At 42.7% G+C, this 17410-nt stretch carries 19 protein-coding genes and 2 tRNA genes; 11 read left to right on the top strand and 10 right to left on the bottom strand.

From position 1 onward, the window contains the following. Window positions 1-124: 124 nt before the first annotated feature. The 3 genes from ACF8FD_RS01505 (at window position 125) to ACF8FD_RS01515 (ending at window position 3857) form a co-directional block, all read left to right on the top strand. Complete coding sequence (locus tag ACF8FD_RS01505; protein ID WP_078425529.1) at window positions 125-1585, top strand: ATP-binding protein; 1461 nt, start codon at window positions 125-127, stop codon at window positions 1583-1585. A gap of 206 nt (window positions 1586-1791) precedes the next feature. After that, window positions 1792-3309, top strand: coding sequence for an acetyl-CoA hydrolase/transferase family protein (locus ACF8FD_RS01510; protein ID WP_004978127.1), 1518 nt, complete (start codon window positions 1792-1794; stop codon window positions 3307-3309). A 128-nt stretch (window positions 3310-3437) separates the two neighbouring features. After that, the gene (locus tag ACF8FD_RS01515; protein WP_005401378.1) at window positions 3438-3857 is read left to right on the top strand and encodes a GNAT family acetyltransferase; all 420 of its coding nucleotides are present in this window, start codon (window positions 3438-3440) and stop codon (window positions 3855-3857) included. A gap of 10 nt (window positions 3858-3867) precedes the next feature. Here ACF8FD_RS01515 and ACF8FD_RS01520 read toward each other — a convergent pair whose 3' ends face one another. The 4 genes from ACF8FD_RS01520 to ACF8FD_RS01535 all read right to left on the bottom strand — a co-directional run bounded on the left by ACF8FD_RS01520 (window position 3868) and on the right by ACF8FD_RS01535 (window position 5616). Further along, window positions 3868-4620, bottom strand: a complete 753-nt coding sequence (locus ACF8FD_RS01520) for a class I SAM-dependent methyltransferase (RefSeq protein WP_234304408.1) — start codon at window positions 4618-4620, stop codon at window positions 3868-3870. Window positions 4621-4763: 143 nt separating this feature from the next. Continuing rightward, a tRNA-Phe gene (locus ACF8FD_RS01525) sits at window positions 4764-4839 on the bottom strand. A gap of 137 nt (window positions 4840-4976) precedes the next feature. Continuing rightward, window positions 4977-5052 (bottom strand) — tRNA-Phe (locus tag ACF8FD_RS01530). A gap of 186 nt (window positions 5053-5238) precedes the next feature. Continuing rightward, window positions 5239-5616 (bottom strand): GNAT family N-acetyltransferase, encoded by a 378-nt coding sequence (locus tag ACF8FD_RS01535; protein ID WP_004691552.1) that lies wholly within the window; start codon window positions 5614-5616, stop codon window positions 5239-5241. A 92-nt stretch (window positions 5617-5708) separates the two neighbouring features. Between ACF8FD_RS01535 and hisB the strand changes: the two genes are divergently transcribed. The 5 genes from hisB to hisA all read left to right on the top strand — a co-directional run bounded on the left by hisB (window position 5709) and on the right by hisA (window position 9244). Further along, complete coding sequence (gene hisB, locus ACF8FD_RS01540) at window positions 5709-6302, top strand: imidazoleglycerol-phosphate dehydratase HisB (RefSeq protein WP_058951612.1); 594 nt, start codon at window positions 5709-5711, stop codon at window positions 6300-6302. Next, entirely contained in the window at window positions 6302-6919 is a 618-nt protein-coding gene (gene hisH / locus ACF8FD_RS01545; RefSeq protein ID WP_234304407.1) for an imidazole glycerol phosphate synthase subunit HisH, read from the top strand. Before hisB ends, hisH begins: the two co-directional genes overlap by 1 nt. A gap of 288 nt (window positions 6920-7207) precedes the next feature. Continuing rightward, complete coding sequence (locus tag ACF8FD_RS01550; RefSeq protein WP_004978134.1) at window positions 7208-7672, top strand: DUF805 domain-containing protein; 465 nt, start codon at window positions 7208-7210, stop codon at window positions 7670-7672. Between the two features lie 92 nt (window positions 7673-7764). After that, the gene (locus tag ACF8FD_RS01555) at window positions 7765-8433 is read left to right on the top strand and encodes a 3'-5' exonuclease domain-containing protein 2 (RefSeq protein ID WP_279678829.1); all 669 of its coding nucleotides are present in this window, start codon (window positions 7765-7767) and stop codon (window positions 8431-8433) included. 79 nt (window positions 8434-8512) lie between these two features. Beyond that, a complete protein-coding gene (gene hisA, locus ACF8FD_RS01560) occupies window positions 8513-9244 on the top strand; it encodes a 1-(5-phosphoribosyl)-5-[(5-phosphoribosylamino)methylideneamino]imidazole-4-carboxamide isomerase (protein ID WP_159152670.1) in 732 nt (243 codons plus the stop codon). 76 nt (window positions 9245-9320) lie between these two features. On the opposite strand, the gene ACF8FD_RS01565 is transcribed toward hisA, so the two are convergent. Next, a complete protein-coding gene (locus ACF8FD_RS01565) occupies window positions 9321-9869 on the bottom strand; it encodes an XRE family transcriptional regulator (protein ID WP_184117962.1) in 549 nt (182 codons plus the stop codon). 91 nt (window positions 9870-9960) lie between these two features. Between ACF8FD_RS01565 and ACF8FD_RS01570 the strand changes: the two genes are divergently transcribed. After that, window positions 9961-10860 (top strand): DMT family transporter, encoded by a 900-nt coding sequence (locus ACF8FD_RS01570; RefSeq protein WP_234304405.1) that lies wholly within the window; start codon window positions 9961-9963, stop codon window positions 10858-10860. Between the two features lie 72 nt (window positions 10861-10932). On the opposite strand, the gene ACF8FD_RS01575 is transcribed toward ACF8FD_RS01570, so the two are convergent. Both ACF8FD_RS01575 and ACF8FD_RS01580 read right to left on the bottom strand, forming a co-directional pair. Next, window positions 10933-12345, bottom strand: coding sequence for an FAD-binding oxidoreductase (locus ACF8FD_RS01575; RefSeq protein WP_234304404.1), 1413 nt, complete (start codon window positions 12343-12345; stop codon window positions 10933-10935). Between the two features lie 40 nt (window positions 12346-12385). Next, window positions 12386-13687, bottom strand: coding sequence for an APC family permease (locus ACF8FD_RS01580; RefSeq protein WP_392452959.1), 1302 nt, complete (start codon window positions 13685-13687; stop codon window positions 12386-12388). A gap of 129 nt (window positions 13688-13816) precedes the next feature. Here ACF8FD_RS01580 and ACF8FD_RS01585 point away from each other — a divergent pair, with 129 nt between their 5' ends. Next, window positions 13817-14176 carry a helix-turn-helix domain-containing protein gene (locus ACF8FD_RS01585; protein ID WP_234304402.1) on the top strand — a complete coding sequence of 120 codons (360 nt, stop codon included), beginning with the start codon at window positions 13817-13819 and terminating at the stop codon, window positions 14174-14176. A 336-nt stretch (window positions 14177-14512) separates the two neighbouring features. Here the strand turns inward: ACF8FD_RS01585 and ACF8FD_RS01590 are convergent, their stop codons facing one another. From ACF8FD_RS01590 to ACF8FD_RS01600, 3 genes are read right to left on the bottom strand one after another with little or no spacing between them, the layout of a single operon-like run. Next, window positions 14513-14905, bottom strand: a complete 393-nt coding sequence (locus tag ACF8FD_RS01590) for a hypothetical protein (RefSeq protein WP_234304401.1) — start codon at window positions 14903-14905, stop codon at window positions 14513-14515. Window positions 14906-14933: 28 nt separating this feature from the next. Further along, window positions 14934-15563, bottom strand: a complete 630-nt coding sequence (locus tag ACF8FD_RS01595) for a DUF1294 domain-containing protein (RefSeq protein WP_234304400.1) — start codon at window positions 15561-15563, stop codon at window positions 14934-14936. 13 nt (window positions 15564-15576) lie between these two features. Beyond that, entirely contained in the window at window positions 15577-16527 is a 951-nt protein-coding gene (locus tag ACF8FD_RS01600; RefSeq protein WP_004978153.1) for a homoserine kinase, read from the bottom strand. Between the two features lie 110 nt (window positions 16528-16637). Here ACF8FD_RS01600 and hisF point away from each other — a divergent pair, with 110 nt between their 5' ends. After that, window positions 16638-17399, top strand: coding sequence for an imidazole glycerol phosphate synthase subunit HisF (hisF, locus tag ACF8FD_RS01605; RefSeq protein WP_317112828.1), 762 nt, complete (start codon window positions 16638-16640; stop codon window positions 17397-17399). Window positions 17400-17410 lie beyond the last annotated feature (11 nt).

Here is a 17410-nt window from a genome sequence, read left to right on the forward strand (position 1 = left end):
CATCATGCTCGCAGAAACTTTATAACACCCAGACCTCCTGCCTCGAACAATTGCAGATGACTTTTCGCGTATCGCATACCTGTCACCATTGAACTATGTCTCTTACATAGAAACAGGAAATCACGTGAAACTCGAACCCATCGACCCTCAAAAATTTACAGATTACGAAGCGTATTCAGAACGTAAACGCACGCGTTGGGAACGCTTTTTAGATAAAATCAAGCCGCGTTCTGCTGCCATGCGCACCACCGTACTGGTACTCTTCATTGTATTTTTCAGTTTATTTATGTCTTTGTGGTTCTTTTGGCGCACCTTATATCTTCCAGAAATTCAACAACATGCTCGTTATCTTGCTGTTGAAATAGAAATTCTCAACAACCCCGATTTACGGATTTATCATCAAAATACTGAAGTCGATGTCGATGACTGGCTAAGAAGCCGCGTCGGGATTGAATACGTCACCGATCCCAAAGAATATCCCAATGTTAAAGATAAGGTGATTGCCGAGTTCTTTACCAATCAAATTGAAGCTAAGCTGGCCAAAGAATTAAAAGTCGAACATGCCACAGTATATTTCCAATTTAAACCTAGCCCGCGCATTTGGATTCAAACGCCTGAAATGAACGGCAACTGGGTACGGGAACCACTGAAAACCTATGCCAACTACAGCCCTGAGTTAATTTTCGGTTGGCTGCTTGGCGTACCCCTTATTGCAGCAGCCATTATTTTAACCTTGGTTCGTCAGCTCAATCGCCCGCTGCGTCGTCTGCAAAATGCTGCCAACAGTTATAGTAAAACAGGCACAGCGCCGTATTTAGAGACCAATCACGGCCCCCAAGAAATTCGTGAGGTCAACCAAGCGTTTAATCACATGATCTACACCTTAGATCAGACTGAACGTGACCGCCGGATTATGTTGGCGGGGATTTCACATGACTTACGCACCCCTCTGACACGTATTCGACTCAGTGCGGAAATGATGCCCGATGATGATTTTTTAAAAGAGGGACTGATTTATGACGTTGAAGATATGGACGCGATCTTAAATCAGTTCATTTCCTATATGCGTGACGGTTCAGATGAGGAAATCCAAGACACCGATTTAAATATGCTATTACAAGAATTGGTGGTGCAATTCAAACCCTTGGATATTCGTTTTGAACCTGCTGAATTACCGATTATTCAGGCACGGAGTCTGTCTCTTAAACGCCTGATTGGTAACTTGATTAATAACTCAAAACGCTACGGTGCTGAGCCGATTGAACTTTCCGCAACAGTGGAAAATGAACATATTTTAATTAGCGTAGCAGACCATGGTGAAGGCATTCCTGACGATCAAATTGAAGAACTTATGCAGCCTTTTGTGCGTGGCAATGAAGCCAGAACAGTCCAAGGCAGTGGTTTAGGTCTCGCCATTGTGAAACGCATTGTTGATATTCACCAAGGTCAACTGACTATTCATAATCGAGAACAAGGCGGTCTTGAAGCAATTATTTCGCTGCCTCTTCATCACAATCAAGATGCTGAAATTTCCAGCAACAACCCACTCGAAAAATTAAAGCAAACCTTGGTTGAGCATTTTTAAACTTTGTACAATAGTTGATCAAACGATTTTGTTCAACTATTCAACAATTTAATTTTACCAAATATATTTCAACCACTTACAAATCATCAGAATCCCTTATACCCACATTTTTTCAAAAAATTAGACCTTAGCCTAACAGGTATGCACAATGTCGTTCTTGATCGGTACAATCGGTGCCAGATCCAGAATATTAACGAGAGTAAACCATGTCTTTAGATCGTATCCGTTTAGCTTCACTTCACGATAAAGTCATCAGTGCAGAAGAAGCGTCTGCTTTTATTGAAGATGGCATGACTGTAGGTATGAGTGGCTTCACTCGTGCTGGCGAAGCGAAAGCTGTACCTTTGGCATTGGTTAAACGTGCACACACAAATCCTTTAAAAATCACATTAATTACTGGTGCTTCTTTAGGTAATGACCTAGACAAGCAATTGACTGAAGCGGGTGTATTGGCACGTCGTTTACCGTTCCAAGTGGACAACACGTTACGTAAAGCAATCAACAATGGCGAAGTGATGTTCATTGACCAACACTTGTCTGAAACTGTTGAGCAAATGCGTAACCTTCAGTTGAAAAAGCCAGATGTAGCGATCATTGAAGCGGTTGCAATTACTGAAGATGGCGGCATCATTCCAACAACGTCGGTAGGTAACTCTGCAAGCTTCGCAATTTTCGCAGAAAAAGTGATTGTTGAAATCAATACCAACTTAAGCCCTGCATTTGAAGGCTTACACGATATTTACATCCCAACTTACCGTCCAACACGTCAACCGATTCCATTGACTCAAGTGGATGAGCGTATTGGTACGCACGCGATCAATATCGATCCTGCAAAAATCGTAGGTATCGTCATCAACAATGACTTGCACGACTCTCCATCAACAGTAACTGCACCAGATGATGAAACTCAAGGCATTGCAGACCACTTAATCGCATTCTTTGAAAAAGAAGTAGCTGAAGAGCGTCTACCGAAGAACTTAGGCCCATTACAAGCAGGGATTGGCTCAATTGCCAATGCTGTACTTACAGGCCTTAAAGATTCAAACTTCGAAGACCTCGTCATGTACTCAGAAGTACTTCAAGATTGTACGTTTGAATTGATTGATGCAGGTAAAATGAAGTTTGCTTCAGGTTCATCAATTACCCTTTCAGCTAAATACGGCGAGAAAGTATTTAATAACCTTGAAGCCTACAAAGATAAATTGGTTTTACGTCCGCAAGAGATCTCAAACCACCCTGAATTGGTTCGTCGTTTAGGTATTATCGGCATCAACACTGCGCTTGAATTTGACATTTACGGTAACGTGAACTCAACTCACGTCTGTGGTACAAAAATGATGAACGGTATTGGTGGTTCAGGTGACTTCGCACGTAATGCACACCTTGCGATCTTCGTAACCAAATCAATTGCAAAAGGTGGCGACATCTCATCTATCGTACCATTTGCATCGCACATCGACCATGCTGAACACGACGTTGACATCCTTGTCACTGAACAAGGTTTGGCTGACCTGCGTGGTTTAGCACCGCGTGAACGTGCTCGTGCGATTATCGACAACTGTGCGCACCCACTGTATCGTGATGCATTAAATGACTACTTCGATCGCTCATGTGCAAAAGGCGGTCATACACCTCATCTTCTTCGTGAAGCTTTGTCTTGGCATTCTAACTTTGAAGAAACAGGCCATATGCTTCCTGTTCAAGCAGAAGCGAAATCTGCTTAATTTAAAGTTTTAAAAAAACGCCCCATTGGGCGTTTTTTTATGTCTGTTGAAAAGTGCAATAAAACACTTATCAAAATAAAAAAACTCAATTAATCTAAACGCATCCAAAAAATAAAAATGCCAAGCTCATGTTCATTATTCGCCCCTATCTCGAAACAGATTTAGAAGACGTCATTGCACTTTGGGAGTTATGCGACCTCACTCGCCCTTGGAATAACCCTGAAATTGATATTTTTAGAAAAACCGCACAAAAAGATGGTTTATTTTTATTGGCCGTTAAAGATGAACAACTCATCGCCACGTTGATGGGTGGTTATGATGGCCATCGCGGCTGGATTAATTATTTGGCAGTACATCCACACTTTCAACGCAATGGGGTCGCAACTGCACTCATACAGCAGCTCGAGAAGCGCCTGATTGCGTTAGGTTGCCCCAAACTACAACTGCTTGTACGTAAAGAAAATATCGACGTGCAAAGCTTCTATGAGCAACTGGGTTACGAGGAAATCGAAGTCGTATGCTTTGGTAAACGTCTGATTGCCGATTAAGCTCAAACACTCAATGCGCCGATACAGGTAGACGACCCAATCTTAAAAAAATTGGAAATTTAAGCTCAAAGACTTGGTTCCCATAATCATCCAACGCAAAGAATGCTTTGATCTCATATAAGGGGTCATCTGAATTTTTCGCCCGATAATGTTTCAGTGCAGACCATGTGTTTAAATAATCCAACAATTGAGCAGCAGACCATTGAAATGACATCGACAATTCAGGCGTCGCTATTTCCTCAAAAGGAAAAGGAATGGTTTGGTAGGCCTCGTCGATATAACGTCTTTCGGCATCCCAATAGCCTGTCAAAGTCTTAAAATAAAGTCGCTCAATACAACCCTGTAACTCAGGTTGCTGCAGCTGAATTAAACCATAGCCAATGACCGCAAAAATGCCTTCAGGTCGTAAAGTCCGCCGCACCTCTGCATAAAAACCATCAAAATCAAACCAATGAATGGCTTGAGCCACCGTGATTAAATCAAAACTCTGCTCGGCAAAACTGGTGTGCTCTGCGGATTGGACCTGATAACTGACATTTTCAAAATAAGGTGCATGTTGTAACTGATGAGCACTGATATCTGTCGCCACCACGGCATCAAAATGCGGCGCCAACAATTGAGTCAATTGCCCCGACCCTGCGCCACAGTCCCATGCAAATTGAGGAGTCGCCACATGCTTGAGTATTTCTTGAATCAAACTTGCTGGATAACTTGGACGTGCGAGTTGATAAAGCTGACTTCCCGATGAAAAGCGGTCCTTCATAAGCCATTCTCAGTCTTATTTTTGACTCAAAATTAGCACATTTTCCATTAACCAAAGCATGATGTTGTCCAACATCTTATACAATCCTACTTTTCATAAGACAAAAAAAAAGCCCCAAACATTGTTTGAGGCTTTTTTGAATATGGTGGCGAGACCCAGGATCGAACTGGGGACACACGGATTTTCAATCCGTTGCTCTACCTACTGAGCTATCACGCCGATGCCGTGTATTAAGCCGCATCTCGGATGAATAGTCAATAAAAATCATCACTTTTTTTATTTGATCGAATAAATTTCAGTCAAAAAAAATCCCTGATGGGATCAGGGATTGAAATCTTTAAATAATATTTTGAATATGGTGGCGAGACCCAGGATCGAACTGGGGACACACGGATTTTCAATCCGTTGCTCTACCTACTGAGCTATCACGCCGATGTCGCGTATTAAACAGTTTAAGCGAAGCAGCGTCAAGTGCGTTTTCAAAAAAATCATTTGAGTGTTTACTTTTACAGCAAACCCAGCACCCTTCGTACATTTTTTGAGTCATTCTTTGTACTTAGAGTGCATCACCATCACTATTCATGAAAAAAAGCAGTGTATAAACTGCTTGAAAAAAGCTTAAATTTTACCAATGTGCTCTAAGCAACGGTGAATCGCACCACAACCCGGCTCGAACACTTTCACACCTTTGGCTTCTTCCATACGACAGACTTCTTCAACCAGCCGCTCCGCAACCCCTCTTCCACGGTTAGCAGGATGTACTACGATGTATTCTAAGGTTTTATTTTCACCCTGCCCACTACACCAAATGGCGCCAATGACTTTAGTATTAAATTCTGCGGTGTAAAGTAAGGTATACTGAGCTAGATTTTGCTCAAGTTGTTCTACGGCATCATGCCCATCGCCAAATTCAGGACTGGTGTCGTACAGTCGCTCTAGCTGGCTGCGCAACTCTTCTTTTTCCAGTGAAGTATAAGCGTGTACGGTAATAGGCATTGATAAACCCTCCTGAGCAATCTAATATGCGGTGACTTCGTTACGGCGAAACATTTTACATCAATTATTTGACGTCTTTGAGGAACGTGTCTATGACAGAACGTATCAGTGAAGTGGTAAGAAATACCAACGAAACCAAAATTCGAGTTCGTGTAAACCTCGATGGTACGGGTCAAGGCACGCTCAACACAGGTATTCCCTTTTTAGATCATATGGTTGATCAAATCAAGCGACATGGCTTATTTGATATTGATATTGAATGTGATGGCGACTTGGAAATTGATGATCACCACACGGTTGAAGACTGTGGTATCACGCTTGGACAGGCTTTTGCTAAAGCTTTAGGTGACAAAAAAGGTTTACGTCGTTATGGTCATTTTTATGCACCGTTAGATGAATCTTTAAGCCGTGCTGTGGTGGACTTATCGGGCCGTCCGGGTTTGTTTATGGATATTCCATTTACCCGTGCCATGATTGGTCGTTTTGATGTGGATCTTTTCTCTGAGTTTTTCCAAGGCTTTGTGAACCATGCGCTCATGACAGTACACATTGACAACCTGAAAGGGAAAAATAGCCACCACCAAATTGAAAGTGTGTTCAAAGCATTTGCGCGTGCACTTCGTATGGCCTGTGAAATTGACCCACGTGCAACCAACACCATTGCTTCAACCAAAGGTAGTTTGTAATGACACGTATTGCCCTTCTTGACTATGGTATGGGTAACCTACACTCAGCAGCAAAAGCGCTTGAGCATGTTGGTGCAACAGTCGATGTAACCAATGACCCCAAATTAGTGGCTCAAGCTGATAAAATTGTATTCCCCGGCGTAGGTGCTATGCGTGACTGTATGCAAGGCATGCATGAAGCAGGGATTGATGAAGTCGTTCGTCATGCGGCATTTAATAAGCCCGTATTAGCGATTTGTGTGGGTATGCAAGCGCTCATGCAACGCTCTGAAGAAAATGGCGGAGTGGATGCTCTCGGTATTTTTGAAGGCAGTGTGAAACGCTTTCCTGATGTAGACGGCTTGAAAGTACCCCATATGGGTTGGAACCAAGTTCATCAAGCCGATCCGAGTCATCCAATGTGGAACGACATTGAGCAAGATGCACGTTTTTACTTCGTGCACAGCTTTTATGTTGAACCGAAGAACTCTGGCATTGTGGCGGCGACCTGTGACTACGGTTTAGAGTTCTGCACAGCCATTCATCAAGAAAATTTGTTTGCGACCCAGTTCCACCCTGAAAAAAGTCATACCGCAGGTTTACAACTGCTGAAAAACTTTGTGGAATGGAAAATTTAATTTATTCCAGCCTCTGTTTGATTGAAAAAGCTCAACTTCGGTTGGGCTTTTGTTTATCCAAAATTGATGCACCTAGACTCAAAATAAATCAGAAACAGTTTAAATAAATGAGGCGTGTGCCTCACTCCTATACATCTGAAGATATAAAATCTTTGCTTTACAGCAGACTAGTGTACTCAAGATGGCTGAGATGCCTTTTCATTGTCACCAAATTTGATTATGATTTGCCTGCTTTTTAGACATTTTTATTTATAAAAAACTTAATTTACAACGATAAGGTAAGTCACTATGACTCAATATGCACAAGAATCTGCGCTGAATGCCGCAGGTCGTTTCGGACGTTTTTCATACCTAGCATGGAACTGTCTACTTGCCATTGTAGCGTCAATTATTCTTGGTATTTTCATCGCCATCTTTCCTAATACATTCGTGAACTTGGAAACAGGCAACTTCGGTGGCGGCATGATTTTTATCATCCTGATCTATGTTGCGCTGATGTACTTCACGTTTGTATTTACTATTCGTCGCCTACATGACCGCAACCATACGGGCTGGTTATCACTGTTGATGTTGGTGCCTCTTGCCAACGTGATCTTAATGCTTTACCTGATTTTCGCACCAGGCGATGATCGTAGCAACAGCTATGGCTCACCACGCCCAACCGCAGGCTGGGAAGCCGTTTTGGCATGGATTTACATCGTGATTTTCGTTTTAGCAATTATCGGCGGTATTGCGGCTGGTTTTATGTCCTAAAATCACCCGTGCAAAACAGCCTGCCTAGGTCGGCTGTTTTGCTAAATCAACCTAAAAGCTTTAGGCTTAAGCAACAATGGCATAGTCAAAGCATGATGGATTCTTCTTTTCAACACATCCTTCCCAGCAAAGTCGAAATTCAACAATTTCCTCGTTTTCAAAATTTGCCAAAACAAGCAATTCATGTCATTCAAAACTTTGAACAGTGTGAAGCAATCCGCGCTGAACTAGAACAGGTTTCCATCTTCGGTTTTGACAGCGAGTCCAAACCGACCTTTCAAGTGGGAGAAGTCTCCACGGGTCCGCATTTAATTCAACTAGCCAGCGTCGAGCAGGCTTATTTGTTTCAAATGAGTCCACCCATTTGGAGCTTCCTTGCACCATTTTTGGCGAATCCAGACCAGCTCAAAGTGGGCTTTGGTTTAAAAAATGATACCCATCTTTTCCGCAAAAAAGGTTTTGAGCTCAAAGGCGTGGTTGAGCTGTCAAAATGCTTTGCAAGCTTTGGTTTGACCAACCCTGTCGGCATTAAAAATGCCATCGCCCTGCTCTTTCAGCTCAACTTCCCGAAAAGTAAAAAAGTCAGCACTTCAAATTGGGCAAGGAAAATGCTCACGCCTGAACAAGTTGACTATGCTGCTGCGGATGCCTATGCGGCGCTGTTGGTTTTTGAAGAATTGCGGCGTTTAGAGCGACTTCCAAAAGATATTTCCAAAGAATTAGAAAAAACAACAAAACCTTGTCGTCATGAAAAGCTGTAACAGATGCTTAGAAAATTGCCAATACTTTGCTAAGATGACGGACATTGATTTTATTTAAGATTTGGCTAGGAGCGAAAGCATGCTGATCATCCCTGCAATTGACCTGAAAGATGGCAAATGTGTTCGTTTAAAACAAGGTCGTATGGAAGACGATACGGTTTTTTCTGATGATCCTGTTGCAACTGCACAGCACTGGGTAAATGAAGGCGCGCGTCGCTTACATTTGGTCGATTTAAATGGTGCTTTCGCTGGTACACCAATTCATAAACCTGTGGTTGAAGCCATTGCTCGTGCGCAACCTGAACTGCCAATTCAAATTGGCGGTGGTATTCGCTCACTAGAAACTATCGAACACTACTTAGAAGCAGGTGTGTCTTTTGTCATTATTGGCACCAAGGCAGTTCAAGACCCTGAGTTTGTTGAAGAAGCTTGTAAGAAATTTGCAGGTCATATCATTGTCGGTATCGATGCCATGAATGGCATGGTGGCCACCGATGGCTGGGCCAATGTGACCGATGTGAAAGCAACCGATTTGGCCAAACGTTTTGCCGATGCGGGCGTATCGAGCATTGTCTATACCGACATTGCACGTGACGGGATGATGCAAGGTGTGAACGTTGAGCAAACTGTTCAACTGGCACAATACTCTGGCCTACCTGTGATTGCATCAGGTGGTGTGACCAACCTTGATGACGTACGTAACCTCAAAGGTCAACCGGGTATTTTGGGTGCAATTACCGGTCGTGCAATTTATGAAGGCAGTTTAAACCTACGTGAAGCACAATTGCTGTTAGATGAACAATCGTTCTAATTGTAGAATTTAAAAAAGAGGTCTTTTGACCTCTTTTTTATGCGCTAAATATCAGTATGTAAGATCTGCATCTTATTTAATAAATCGCATTACGAATAAACTTTAACGGTACAGTTCCACGGTTGATATATTGGTATTCGATGGCACTCGAAAACACAATCGACTCACCTACACCTAAGACTTTCATGTCACCCGCCAAATCCAAAGTTAACTCCCCCTCCATCACATAGAGCATCTCACGCCAACCGACTGGGTCGGGTTCTGCACTATAGTGCTCATTTGGGGCAAGTACCCATGTCCACAGTTCAACTTTTTGTGTTGCTGCCGCCGAGGCCATTAATTTTGCTTCACTGTGTGCTTGTGTACCCTGCCAAGCCAAAATATTGACCACCGCTTGCCCTTGCTGTTCAGGCGCAGCAATAATCTGTACAAAATCGACCTCAAGCACATCGGCAATCAAGCTGAGTTTCGCCAAACTAATATTGTCCTGCCCTGATTCAACTCCAGCCACCATACGACGGCTTAAACCAGCCAAATCCGCCAGTTGTTGCTGGCTCAAGCCTTTTAAACTTCGATAATGACGCACATTTTGACTGACGTGTTGTAGTACCGCAGGAGACTTCATAGAGATAAATCAAAAAAACATTGAGCAATATATTGCACACAAAAACAAAGCATGACAAGCTATGTGCAATATATTGCACACCAGTTCTTTTATGTTGAATACTCAGCTCGGCTCTAAAGCGCCTGTCATTGCACTGATTTTAATTACCTTTATTTGGGGCGGCACCTTCTTAGCTGTGAAATACGCCTTAAATTTCAGCTCTCCCATGTTCTTTGTGGGCTGTCGTTTCGCCTGCGCCGCGACAATTATTGGCTTATTTTCCTATCAACATTTAAAACATATTACCCGACAGGACTTGTGGGCAGGTGCACTCATTGGCTGTATGGTCACTATTGGCTATGGCACACAAACGGTCGGACTACAAACAGTCAGTAGCAGTGAGTCTGCCTTTTTAACTGCACTGTATGTACCCCTAGTACCCGTACTATTATGGTTAATCTTTCGTAAAGTGCCCCATTTTATGATTTGGATTGGTGCGCTCTGTGCGTTCATGGGCTTAGTCTTACTTACAGGCAATAGCCTGAATTCAATTTCACTGAACTTTGGCCAGACCTTAACCCTACTCGGTGCAATTGCTATAGCGATGGAAATTATCCTGATTGGTTATTTTGCCCCAACAGTCGACATTGGTCGAGTGACGGTCATTCAACTGGCAGTTGCCTCTGTGCTCGCCTTTGCAGCCATGCCATTGGCAGGTGAACACCGCATTCCAGACTTTTCATGGCCTTTACTGAGTATCGCACTCGGCTTGGGTCTTGCCAGTGCCGTGATTCAATATGTAATGAATTGGGCACAGCGCTCAGTCAATCCATCTCAAGCAGCGATTATTTACGCAGGAGAGCCTGTATGGGCAGCACTGTTTGGGCGTCTTGCAGGAGAACGCTTAGCACCACTGGCTTTGTTGGGCGGACTTTTAGTGGTCTTTGGCATTATGATTAGTGAATGGAAACCGAAACTGCTGAAGTCGAAAAAGAACCTCGAACAACTTTAGCCTATCTCCGAAACGAAAAAACTGCTGAATCGAGTGATCAATAGCCCCCAATTCAGCAGTATGGTCAGGTGGTTAGAATGACACCATCTTGCCCGGATTAATCATTGCTCCAATTCCATACATGCTTTTGGCTATTGGAATGACCAACGGCGCCAGTGCACGCCCAAAAGGAATGTTCTGATGTTGAATACGGGTCAACATATTAAAGTCATCACTTTCACCGCAGAAATCATCGGCAATGGCTTTACCAATACGCACCGTTTGCGCAACACCATGTCCACTCCACCCCTGAACAGCATAGATTGGGTATTGGCTGCCAAATTTGCGACTATCCGCGGCGCCATTAACGGTTAAATCTGTCGTACCACTCCACACAAAATCAAGCTGGACTTGCTCTAACTGAGGAAATACGTGTTGAATACGCCCTAGCAAATAGTCATGCGTTTGTTCAGGACTCCAACACGAACCCGTGCCTTCACCGCCAAATAACAATCGATTTTTAGAAACCCCGCGGTAGTAGTCAATTTGAAACTGGGTATCGTATACTGGCAGATCCGTCGGCAAAAGTTCTTTCAAATCTAATGCTAAAGGCGCAGTGGTACACACATAAGTATAAAAAGGAATGGTGGTTTGATTGCGTTCTTCCAATAGTTTAAATGAGGCATGATGTACACCCATTACCACACTTTTACGTGCTTTAATCACGCCTTGGGCTGTGGTCACATAAATACCATCGGCACGTTCTTGGATTGACTGTACTTCCGTCTGTTCATAAATCGTGCCGCCGTTTTGGCAAAAGCCATAAGCCAAACCACGCGTCAGTGCTAAAGGATGAATATGCCCCCCAAGTTGATCCAACTGACCGCCAAAATAGTTGTCGGATTGCACATGCTCACGTAATTCATCTTGGGTCAGCATTGAGGTATTTTTTTCATCTAAATACTGACGTGCTTTCATCCCTTCATGCAGTGCATCTAAATGTCCAGGGTGTACCGCAGCCGTCAAGTGTCCACGTTTACGTTGCACATCTAAGCCATATTTTTCAGTAATGCTATCAATCAAAGCCATCGCTTCCGTTGAGGTAAAGTGCCATAACTTTTTAGCCTCTTCAAAGCTGAAGTGCTCAATCATGGTTTCGGCTTCCCAACGTGCCAATCCCGGTGTGAGTTGCCCACCATTGCGCCCTGAGGCGGCACTGCCCACTCGGTTTTTTTCAACCAAGACCGTATCGACACCCTGCTCCGACAAATGCAGTGCAGCCGATGCTCCCAGTAAGCCACCGCCTATCACGACCACGTCACATTCGATATCCGCATTTAAAGGCTCAAACTCATGCCATACTTGTAACGAGCTTTCGTAGTAATTGGCTGGATGACTAAACGCAGCACACTGCGGGTTCAACCAATTCCACTCTTTACCACTTTGTGCCGCAGAACTGGCTTTGTATTCAACGTCGTCTAAAAATGTCGGTTTATTCATCTTCATTTCATTCACACTCAATATCTATCTCATTTTCATGCAGGGTTTAATATGCATTTCCAATCACAATGTTTTGTCTTTTCAATTTCTTATAAATAAATAGACCAATGCCTATCACCAGCCAAGAGCAACCAAAAATTAGCGCATTTCGTTCTAAATTGACCCAAAGGCAAAGCATCACCAATACAGATAACAAGGGAAGAATCAAATTGAGGCATTTGTTTTTAATGCCTTGGGTTTGTTTTTCCAACAGATAGAACTTCACAAAAACTGAGAAATTCACCGCCGTAAAGGCAATCAAAGCACCGAAGCTAATCATGCTGACCACCGTCGCAAGATCTAGAAAAATGGCCGATAGCGAAATCAGGCCAATACTTAAGACGGCATAAAGTGGCGTACCTAATTTTGCATGGAGCTGCCCAAAGGTTGCTTTGGGAAAAATGCCATCTTTCGCCATAATATGAATCAGACGTGAAGCGCTGGCATGGGTGGCTAAACCTGAAGCGAAGGTATTCATGATTTGGGCACATAAAAATACGGCTTGGAAAAGTGCTCCCCCCACATAGAGGACAATTTCAGGTAAGGCTTCGTCAGGGTTGTTAAAACGCACATTGCTTGGAAAATACAGCTGGATAAACCATGAGGCACTAATAAAAATTCCGCCCCCGAGCAACGTGGTAAGCAGCACGGCACGTGGAATATTCTTTTGCGGATCTTTGGTTTCATGGGACATGGTCGTGACCGCATCAAAACCCAAAAATGAAAAACATAAAATCGATGCACCCGCAATCAAAGGCAAAACAGAACTGTCTCCATTAAACAGCGGGGCTAAAGTCAGTACATGATCATAGCCTTGTTCAGAACCCACGCCTTGAATGACTAGATAGATAAATAAAACCATCAGCAGTAAGGGTAAAAGTACAAACAACAGACTTAAATTCGCCAAAATGTTGATTCGGAAACAGTTAATCAGCGTAACCAAACCCGTGAATAGAACTACCCATAGCCAATACGGCACACTCGGAATCACAGCTTCTAAGTAAATACTTGCCAGTAAGGCATTCACCAAAGGCAACAAAATATAATCTAGCAGTGAACACCAGCCGACAAAAAAGCCGGCTTTGGCTCCACACGACTGTGCCGTGTAGTTATAGGCAGAACCTGAGTCACCACTGATTCGGCTAAAACGTGCATAACTAAATGCGGTCAGTAACATTGCAACCAACGCCAAAATATAAGCCAATGGCACACGCCCATCGGTGATCCCAGACACAATCCCAAAGGTATCAAACACGACCATCGGGGTCATATAGGCCACACCAATAATGACCACTTGCCATAGTGACATTTTCTTTAAAGAAAAATCTGCATTTTTCACCGAAATCACCATCTTTCATTTTTTAATCTAGTGATTTTGGTTTTTGCAACAACTATGCCATATAATAACAGCTTCGCTATTTTAAAAATATTAAATTAAATGCCAAAGTACGATTTAGAAACTCGAAAAGCAGCGATTCAACGCTATAAACTCACGGATTATAAGGTTGCCGTTTGCAAGGAATTTAACATCTCTCGTGTGACCTTAGACGCATGGATTAAGCTCGAAGAGGAAACAGGTAGCTTGTCTCCAAAAGCAGCGAAAAATCGTGGAGCACCTAGCCATATTAAAGACTGGAATGAATTTCAAGTATTTGTTAAAAATACAAAATTTCAGAATATTAGCGATTTAATTCCACTTTTTGAACAACACTTTGGCTATTCTGTTTCTTATGCAGTTTTGGTTCGCGCCATCCATGTTTTGGGGCTAAAACGTCGTCGCGGAAGATTCTACGCTTAGTCAAAAAAGGCTATTTTTTAATAATATTCTCTACGCATTTATTCATATAAATAAATGTACATTAATGTAAGGTTAATTTATTAAAAATGTAAATTATAATTATTAAAAAAGTAATTACCTATCAATAAAAATGTAAGTTATAAATATTAAAAAAGTAAATTTATTAATATAAAAAAGTAAAGATTGAAATTCAATTTAGTAAGGTACTTTTTAAAAGCCTGCGCAAAAATAGACATACTGCTGCATCAGCTTGGTTCATCTCGGTGCATAAATATCATCCCAAAAGATACAGACCTAAAAAAAGGGCATACAGCCCTTTTTAAATCCCATCACTTGTTATTGATACATCGGTTGATTGTCATTTAAACGAATAATGCCTTTAATGGCACGATATACAATCCACACCCATGACAACCCAATCACAGACACGCAGAAGGTTGAAGCACCAAGTGCGACACCTGCGAAAGCGGTGGTATTTTCACCCGTAAAGAATAAGAAAATAAATGGCACAAAGGCAATCACGTTCCAAATCAAATACCACCAAAAGGTGCGAATCTGCCAAGTAAAATGGCTCTCAAAAATGGAACCATGCACAGAGCCACGCTTCACATAATTAATCACTAAAGCAATAATGGCTAAAATGCCTGCGGAAAAAATCGCAACGATATACAAAATATAAAGAATAAAAGTCAGACTACGATTCGGATCTTGATCGACTGAATAATTCATATTGTCCCTCATAAAGTGGGCTTGAACTTTAAATAGGCAAACTATTGAAAGGAGAAATAAGCCATAAAATTAAAAGAATATTGAATAGAATTGTACAAAAGTAAATCTTTCTAAACGGTTGTTTTTGTGTTTTATGTCGTAGCTTTTGCTGCGCTAACCATGCTGCAGGCCAACCGCCCAAAAATGAAAGGAGATGCAACGTGTTTTCAGGTACACGGCGCTGTCCATTTTGCGCAGCTTCTTTATCTTGCGCATAGAACCAATAACTGGCCGCATTCATCACACTAATCAACAGCAGCACTAATCCACTCAAACGCCCCAACAATACCAATAGCGCCAAAAACACGATGTATGCCACCGACGCAATTTGCATTGGACTCCAGCGTTGACCCTGTTCGGTCTTTTTCGGTGAGACTTTTGAGGTACGACTCTTTTGGGTTTGTGATGCTTTTAAATAACTGACTTGCTGTGCACGATAACGCCCTTGCGCATCCACAATCACATTGTATTCCAACGCACAGCCTAAAATAGGACGAGGACCTTGCCGCGCAAAGTCCTTGATATGTAAAAACACGCGATCTTTGCTGTCATCGTTGGGCTGAATAAAGCCATAGCCTTTTTCATCAAACCATTCAACGAGTCGTCCTTGGTCACGCATTTTTCTTTCCTATTTAAGCAGTTACAAATTTTAGGCGGTCAATCACCATATTACGCATTTCGGCAGGATTTTTCTGCAAAATGTCATCCCCCGTACGGCCTTGTTCTGCATTTTTTTGTGCCACTTGTAAACGCATCATCCAAAAACGCGCAGCGGCCATTGCAAGATACAACTCGAGACAAGATTTTTCATCGGCAGTCAAAGGACGAATGCTTTCATAGGCGTTTAAGAATGCAATGGCTTTGTCTTCATTTAAATGCACACTTGGATATTCGGTACAGAAATCATTCAGGGTAATCGCAATATCAAACAAGAACTCATCTTTATTCAGTTCATAAAAGTCTAAAATGCCTTTGAGCTGATTGCCCTCAAACAAAGTGTTGTCACGAAATAAATCCGAGTGGATAAAGCCCTTTGGACGATTCGGATAAACCGCCGATAATGCGTCATATAACCCCAACAACTTATTGAGTAGTGCTTGATCCGCCTCACTTAATGTCGGTTTCATCTGTAACGCTACAGCGAGCCAGTAATCATGGTCACGGTATTCTGCACGCTCTAGTGGAAAATCTTGCAGTGCGACATGCATTTGCGCTTGTGCAACCGCAATCGCCTCGGCTTGCTCAAGGGTCGCAGGCATGGGATGTTTGCCCATCATCCGTGGGGCAATTTGGGCAGGTTTATCTTTTAAACTATGAATGGCTTTGCCTGAGTGACTTAAAGGTACAGGAACCACTAAACCAGCCTGACCTAAATGCTCAAGCACAGGAACCAACTCGCCTGCGCCCTGTTCATCCATTTCTTCAAATACAGTCAATACATACTGCACAGCATTTTCACACACAATAAAATAGTTCGTATTTTGAATACCGCCTTGAATTGGGATCAGATCGATTACCTCAAGTCCATAAGGTGCTGCAAACGCCTGAACTTCCTGTAAAGTCAAAGTGGTATAAACCGACATATAAAACCTGCAAAAAAACTTACATAAGTTTGATAGAATACCCGCTCCGACTATTAAGGTGTAGCATCTAAGTCGCGAAGTTTCATAATCGGCTGTTATTTTTGGAAAAAATTATGCTAGCTAAACGTATTATTCCTTGCCTCGACGTAGACAACGGTCGTGTAGTGAAAGGTGTTCAATTCCTTGATATTCGTGATGCAGGTGACCCAGTAGAAGTAGCACGTCGATATAACGAACAAGGTGCTGATGAAATTACCTTCTTAGACATTACCGCAACTTCGAATGGTCGTGACACGACTTATCGTACGGTTGAACGTATGGCTGAAACGGTTTTTGTTCCCTTAACTGTCGGTGGTGGCGTTCGCAAAGTTGAAGACATTCGTCTCTTACTCAATGCTGGCGCGGACAAAGTCAGCATTAACTCAGCAGCGGTGTTTAACCCAGAATTTGTACAAGAAGCATCGCAACGCTTTGGCGCACAATGTATTGTGGTTGCCATTGACGCAAAAAAAACGGGCGAGAATAAATGGGAAATTTTTACCCATGGCGGCCGTAAACCAACCGGTATTGATGCAATTGAATGGTCCGTGAAAATGGCCGACTTTGGTGCAGGCGAACTGCTGATTACTTCGATGGATGCCGATGGTACTAAAGCAGGTTATGACCTCGAGCTAATGCGTCAAATCAATGACCGCGTGACTATTCCAACCATTGCTTCGGGCGGTGTCGGTAACTTACAACACTTGGCCGATGGTATTTTAAAAGGTGGCGCAGACGCTGTACTGGCTGCTTCGATTTTCCACTTTGGACAACACACCATTCCTGAAGCGAAGAAATATCTTGCAGATCAAGGCATCGAAATGCGTCTATAAACAGACCATAA

This window comes from Acinetobacter sp. TYF_19, assembly GCF_043105125.1.
Taxonomy (GTDB): Bacteria; Pseudomonadota; Gammaproteobacteria; order Pseudomonadales; family Moraxellaceae; genus Acinetobacter; species Acinetobacter johnsonii.

Coding starts and splice junctions, on each gene's coding strand:
- ACF8FD_RS01595 (WP_234304400.1), bottom strand. CDS start 15,563: ATGCGTGACCAAGGACGACTCGTTGAATGGTTTGATGAAAAAGGCTAT.
- ACF8FD_RS01590 (WP_234304401.1), bottom strand. CDS start 14,905: ATGAATTATTCAGTCGATCAAGATCCGAATCGTAGTCTGACTTTTATT.
- ACF8FD_RS01580 (WP_392452959.1), bottom strand. CDS start 13,687: ATGTCACTATGGCAAGTGGTCATTATTGGTGTGGCCTATATGACCCCG.
- ACF8FD_RS01510 (WP_004978127.1), top strand. CDS start 1,792: ATGTCTTTAGATCGTATCCGTTTAGCTTCACTTCACGATAAAGTCATC.
- hisH (WP_234304407.1), top strand. CDS start 6,302: ATGACACGTATTGCCCTTCTTGACTATGGTATGGGTAACCTACACTCA.
- ACF8FD_RS01600 (WP_004978153.1), bottom strand. CDS start 16,527: ATGTCGGTTTATACCACTTTGACTTTACAGGAAGTTCAGGCGTTTGCA.
- ACF8FD_RS01575 (WP_234304404.1), bottom strand. CDS start 12,345: ATGAAGATGAATAAACCGACATTTTTAGACGACGTTGAATACAAAGCC.
- ACF8FD_RS01570 (WP_234304405.1), top strand. CDS start 9,961: ATGTTGAATACTCAGCTCGGCTCTAAAGCGCCTGTCATTGCACTGATT.
- ACF8FD_RS01565 (WP_184117962.1), bottom strand. CDS start 9,869: ATGAAGTCTCCTGCGGTACTACAACACGTCAGTCAAAATGTGCGTCAT.
- hisA (WP_159152670.1), top strand. CDS start 8,513: ATGCTGATCATCCCTGCAATTGACCTGAAAGATGGCAAATGTGTTCGT.
- ACF8FD_RS01555 (WP_279678829.1), top strand. CDS start 7,765: ATGATGGATTCTTCTTTTCAACACATCCTTCCCAGCAAAGTCGAAATT.
- ACF8FD_RS01585 (WP_234304402.1), top strand. CDS start 13,817: ATGCCAAAGTACGATTTAGAAACTCGAAAAGCAGCGATTCAACGCTAT.
- ACF8FD_RS01550 (WP_004978134.1), top strand. CDS start 7,208: ATGACTCAATATGCACAAGAATCTGCGCTGAATGCCGCAGGTCGTTTC.
- ACF8FD_RS01535 (WP_004691552.1), bottom strand. CDS start 5,616: ATGCCTATTACCGTACACGCTTATACTTCACTGGAAAAAGAAGAGTTG.
- ACF8FD_RS01515 (WP_005401378.1), top strand. CDS start 3,438: ATGTTCATTATTCGCCCCTATCTCGAAACAGATTTAGAAGACGTCATT.
- ACF8FD_RS01520 (WP_234304408.1), bottom strand. CDS start 4,620: ATGAAGGACCGCTTTTCATCGGGAAGTCAGCTTTATCAACTCGCACGT.
- hisB (WP_058951612.1), top strand. CDS start 5,709: ATGACAGAACGTATCAGTGAAGTGGTAAGAAATACCAACGAAACCAAA.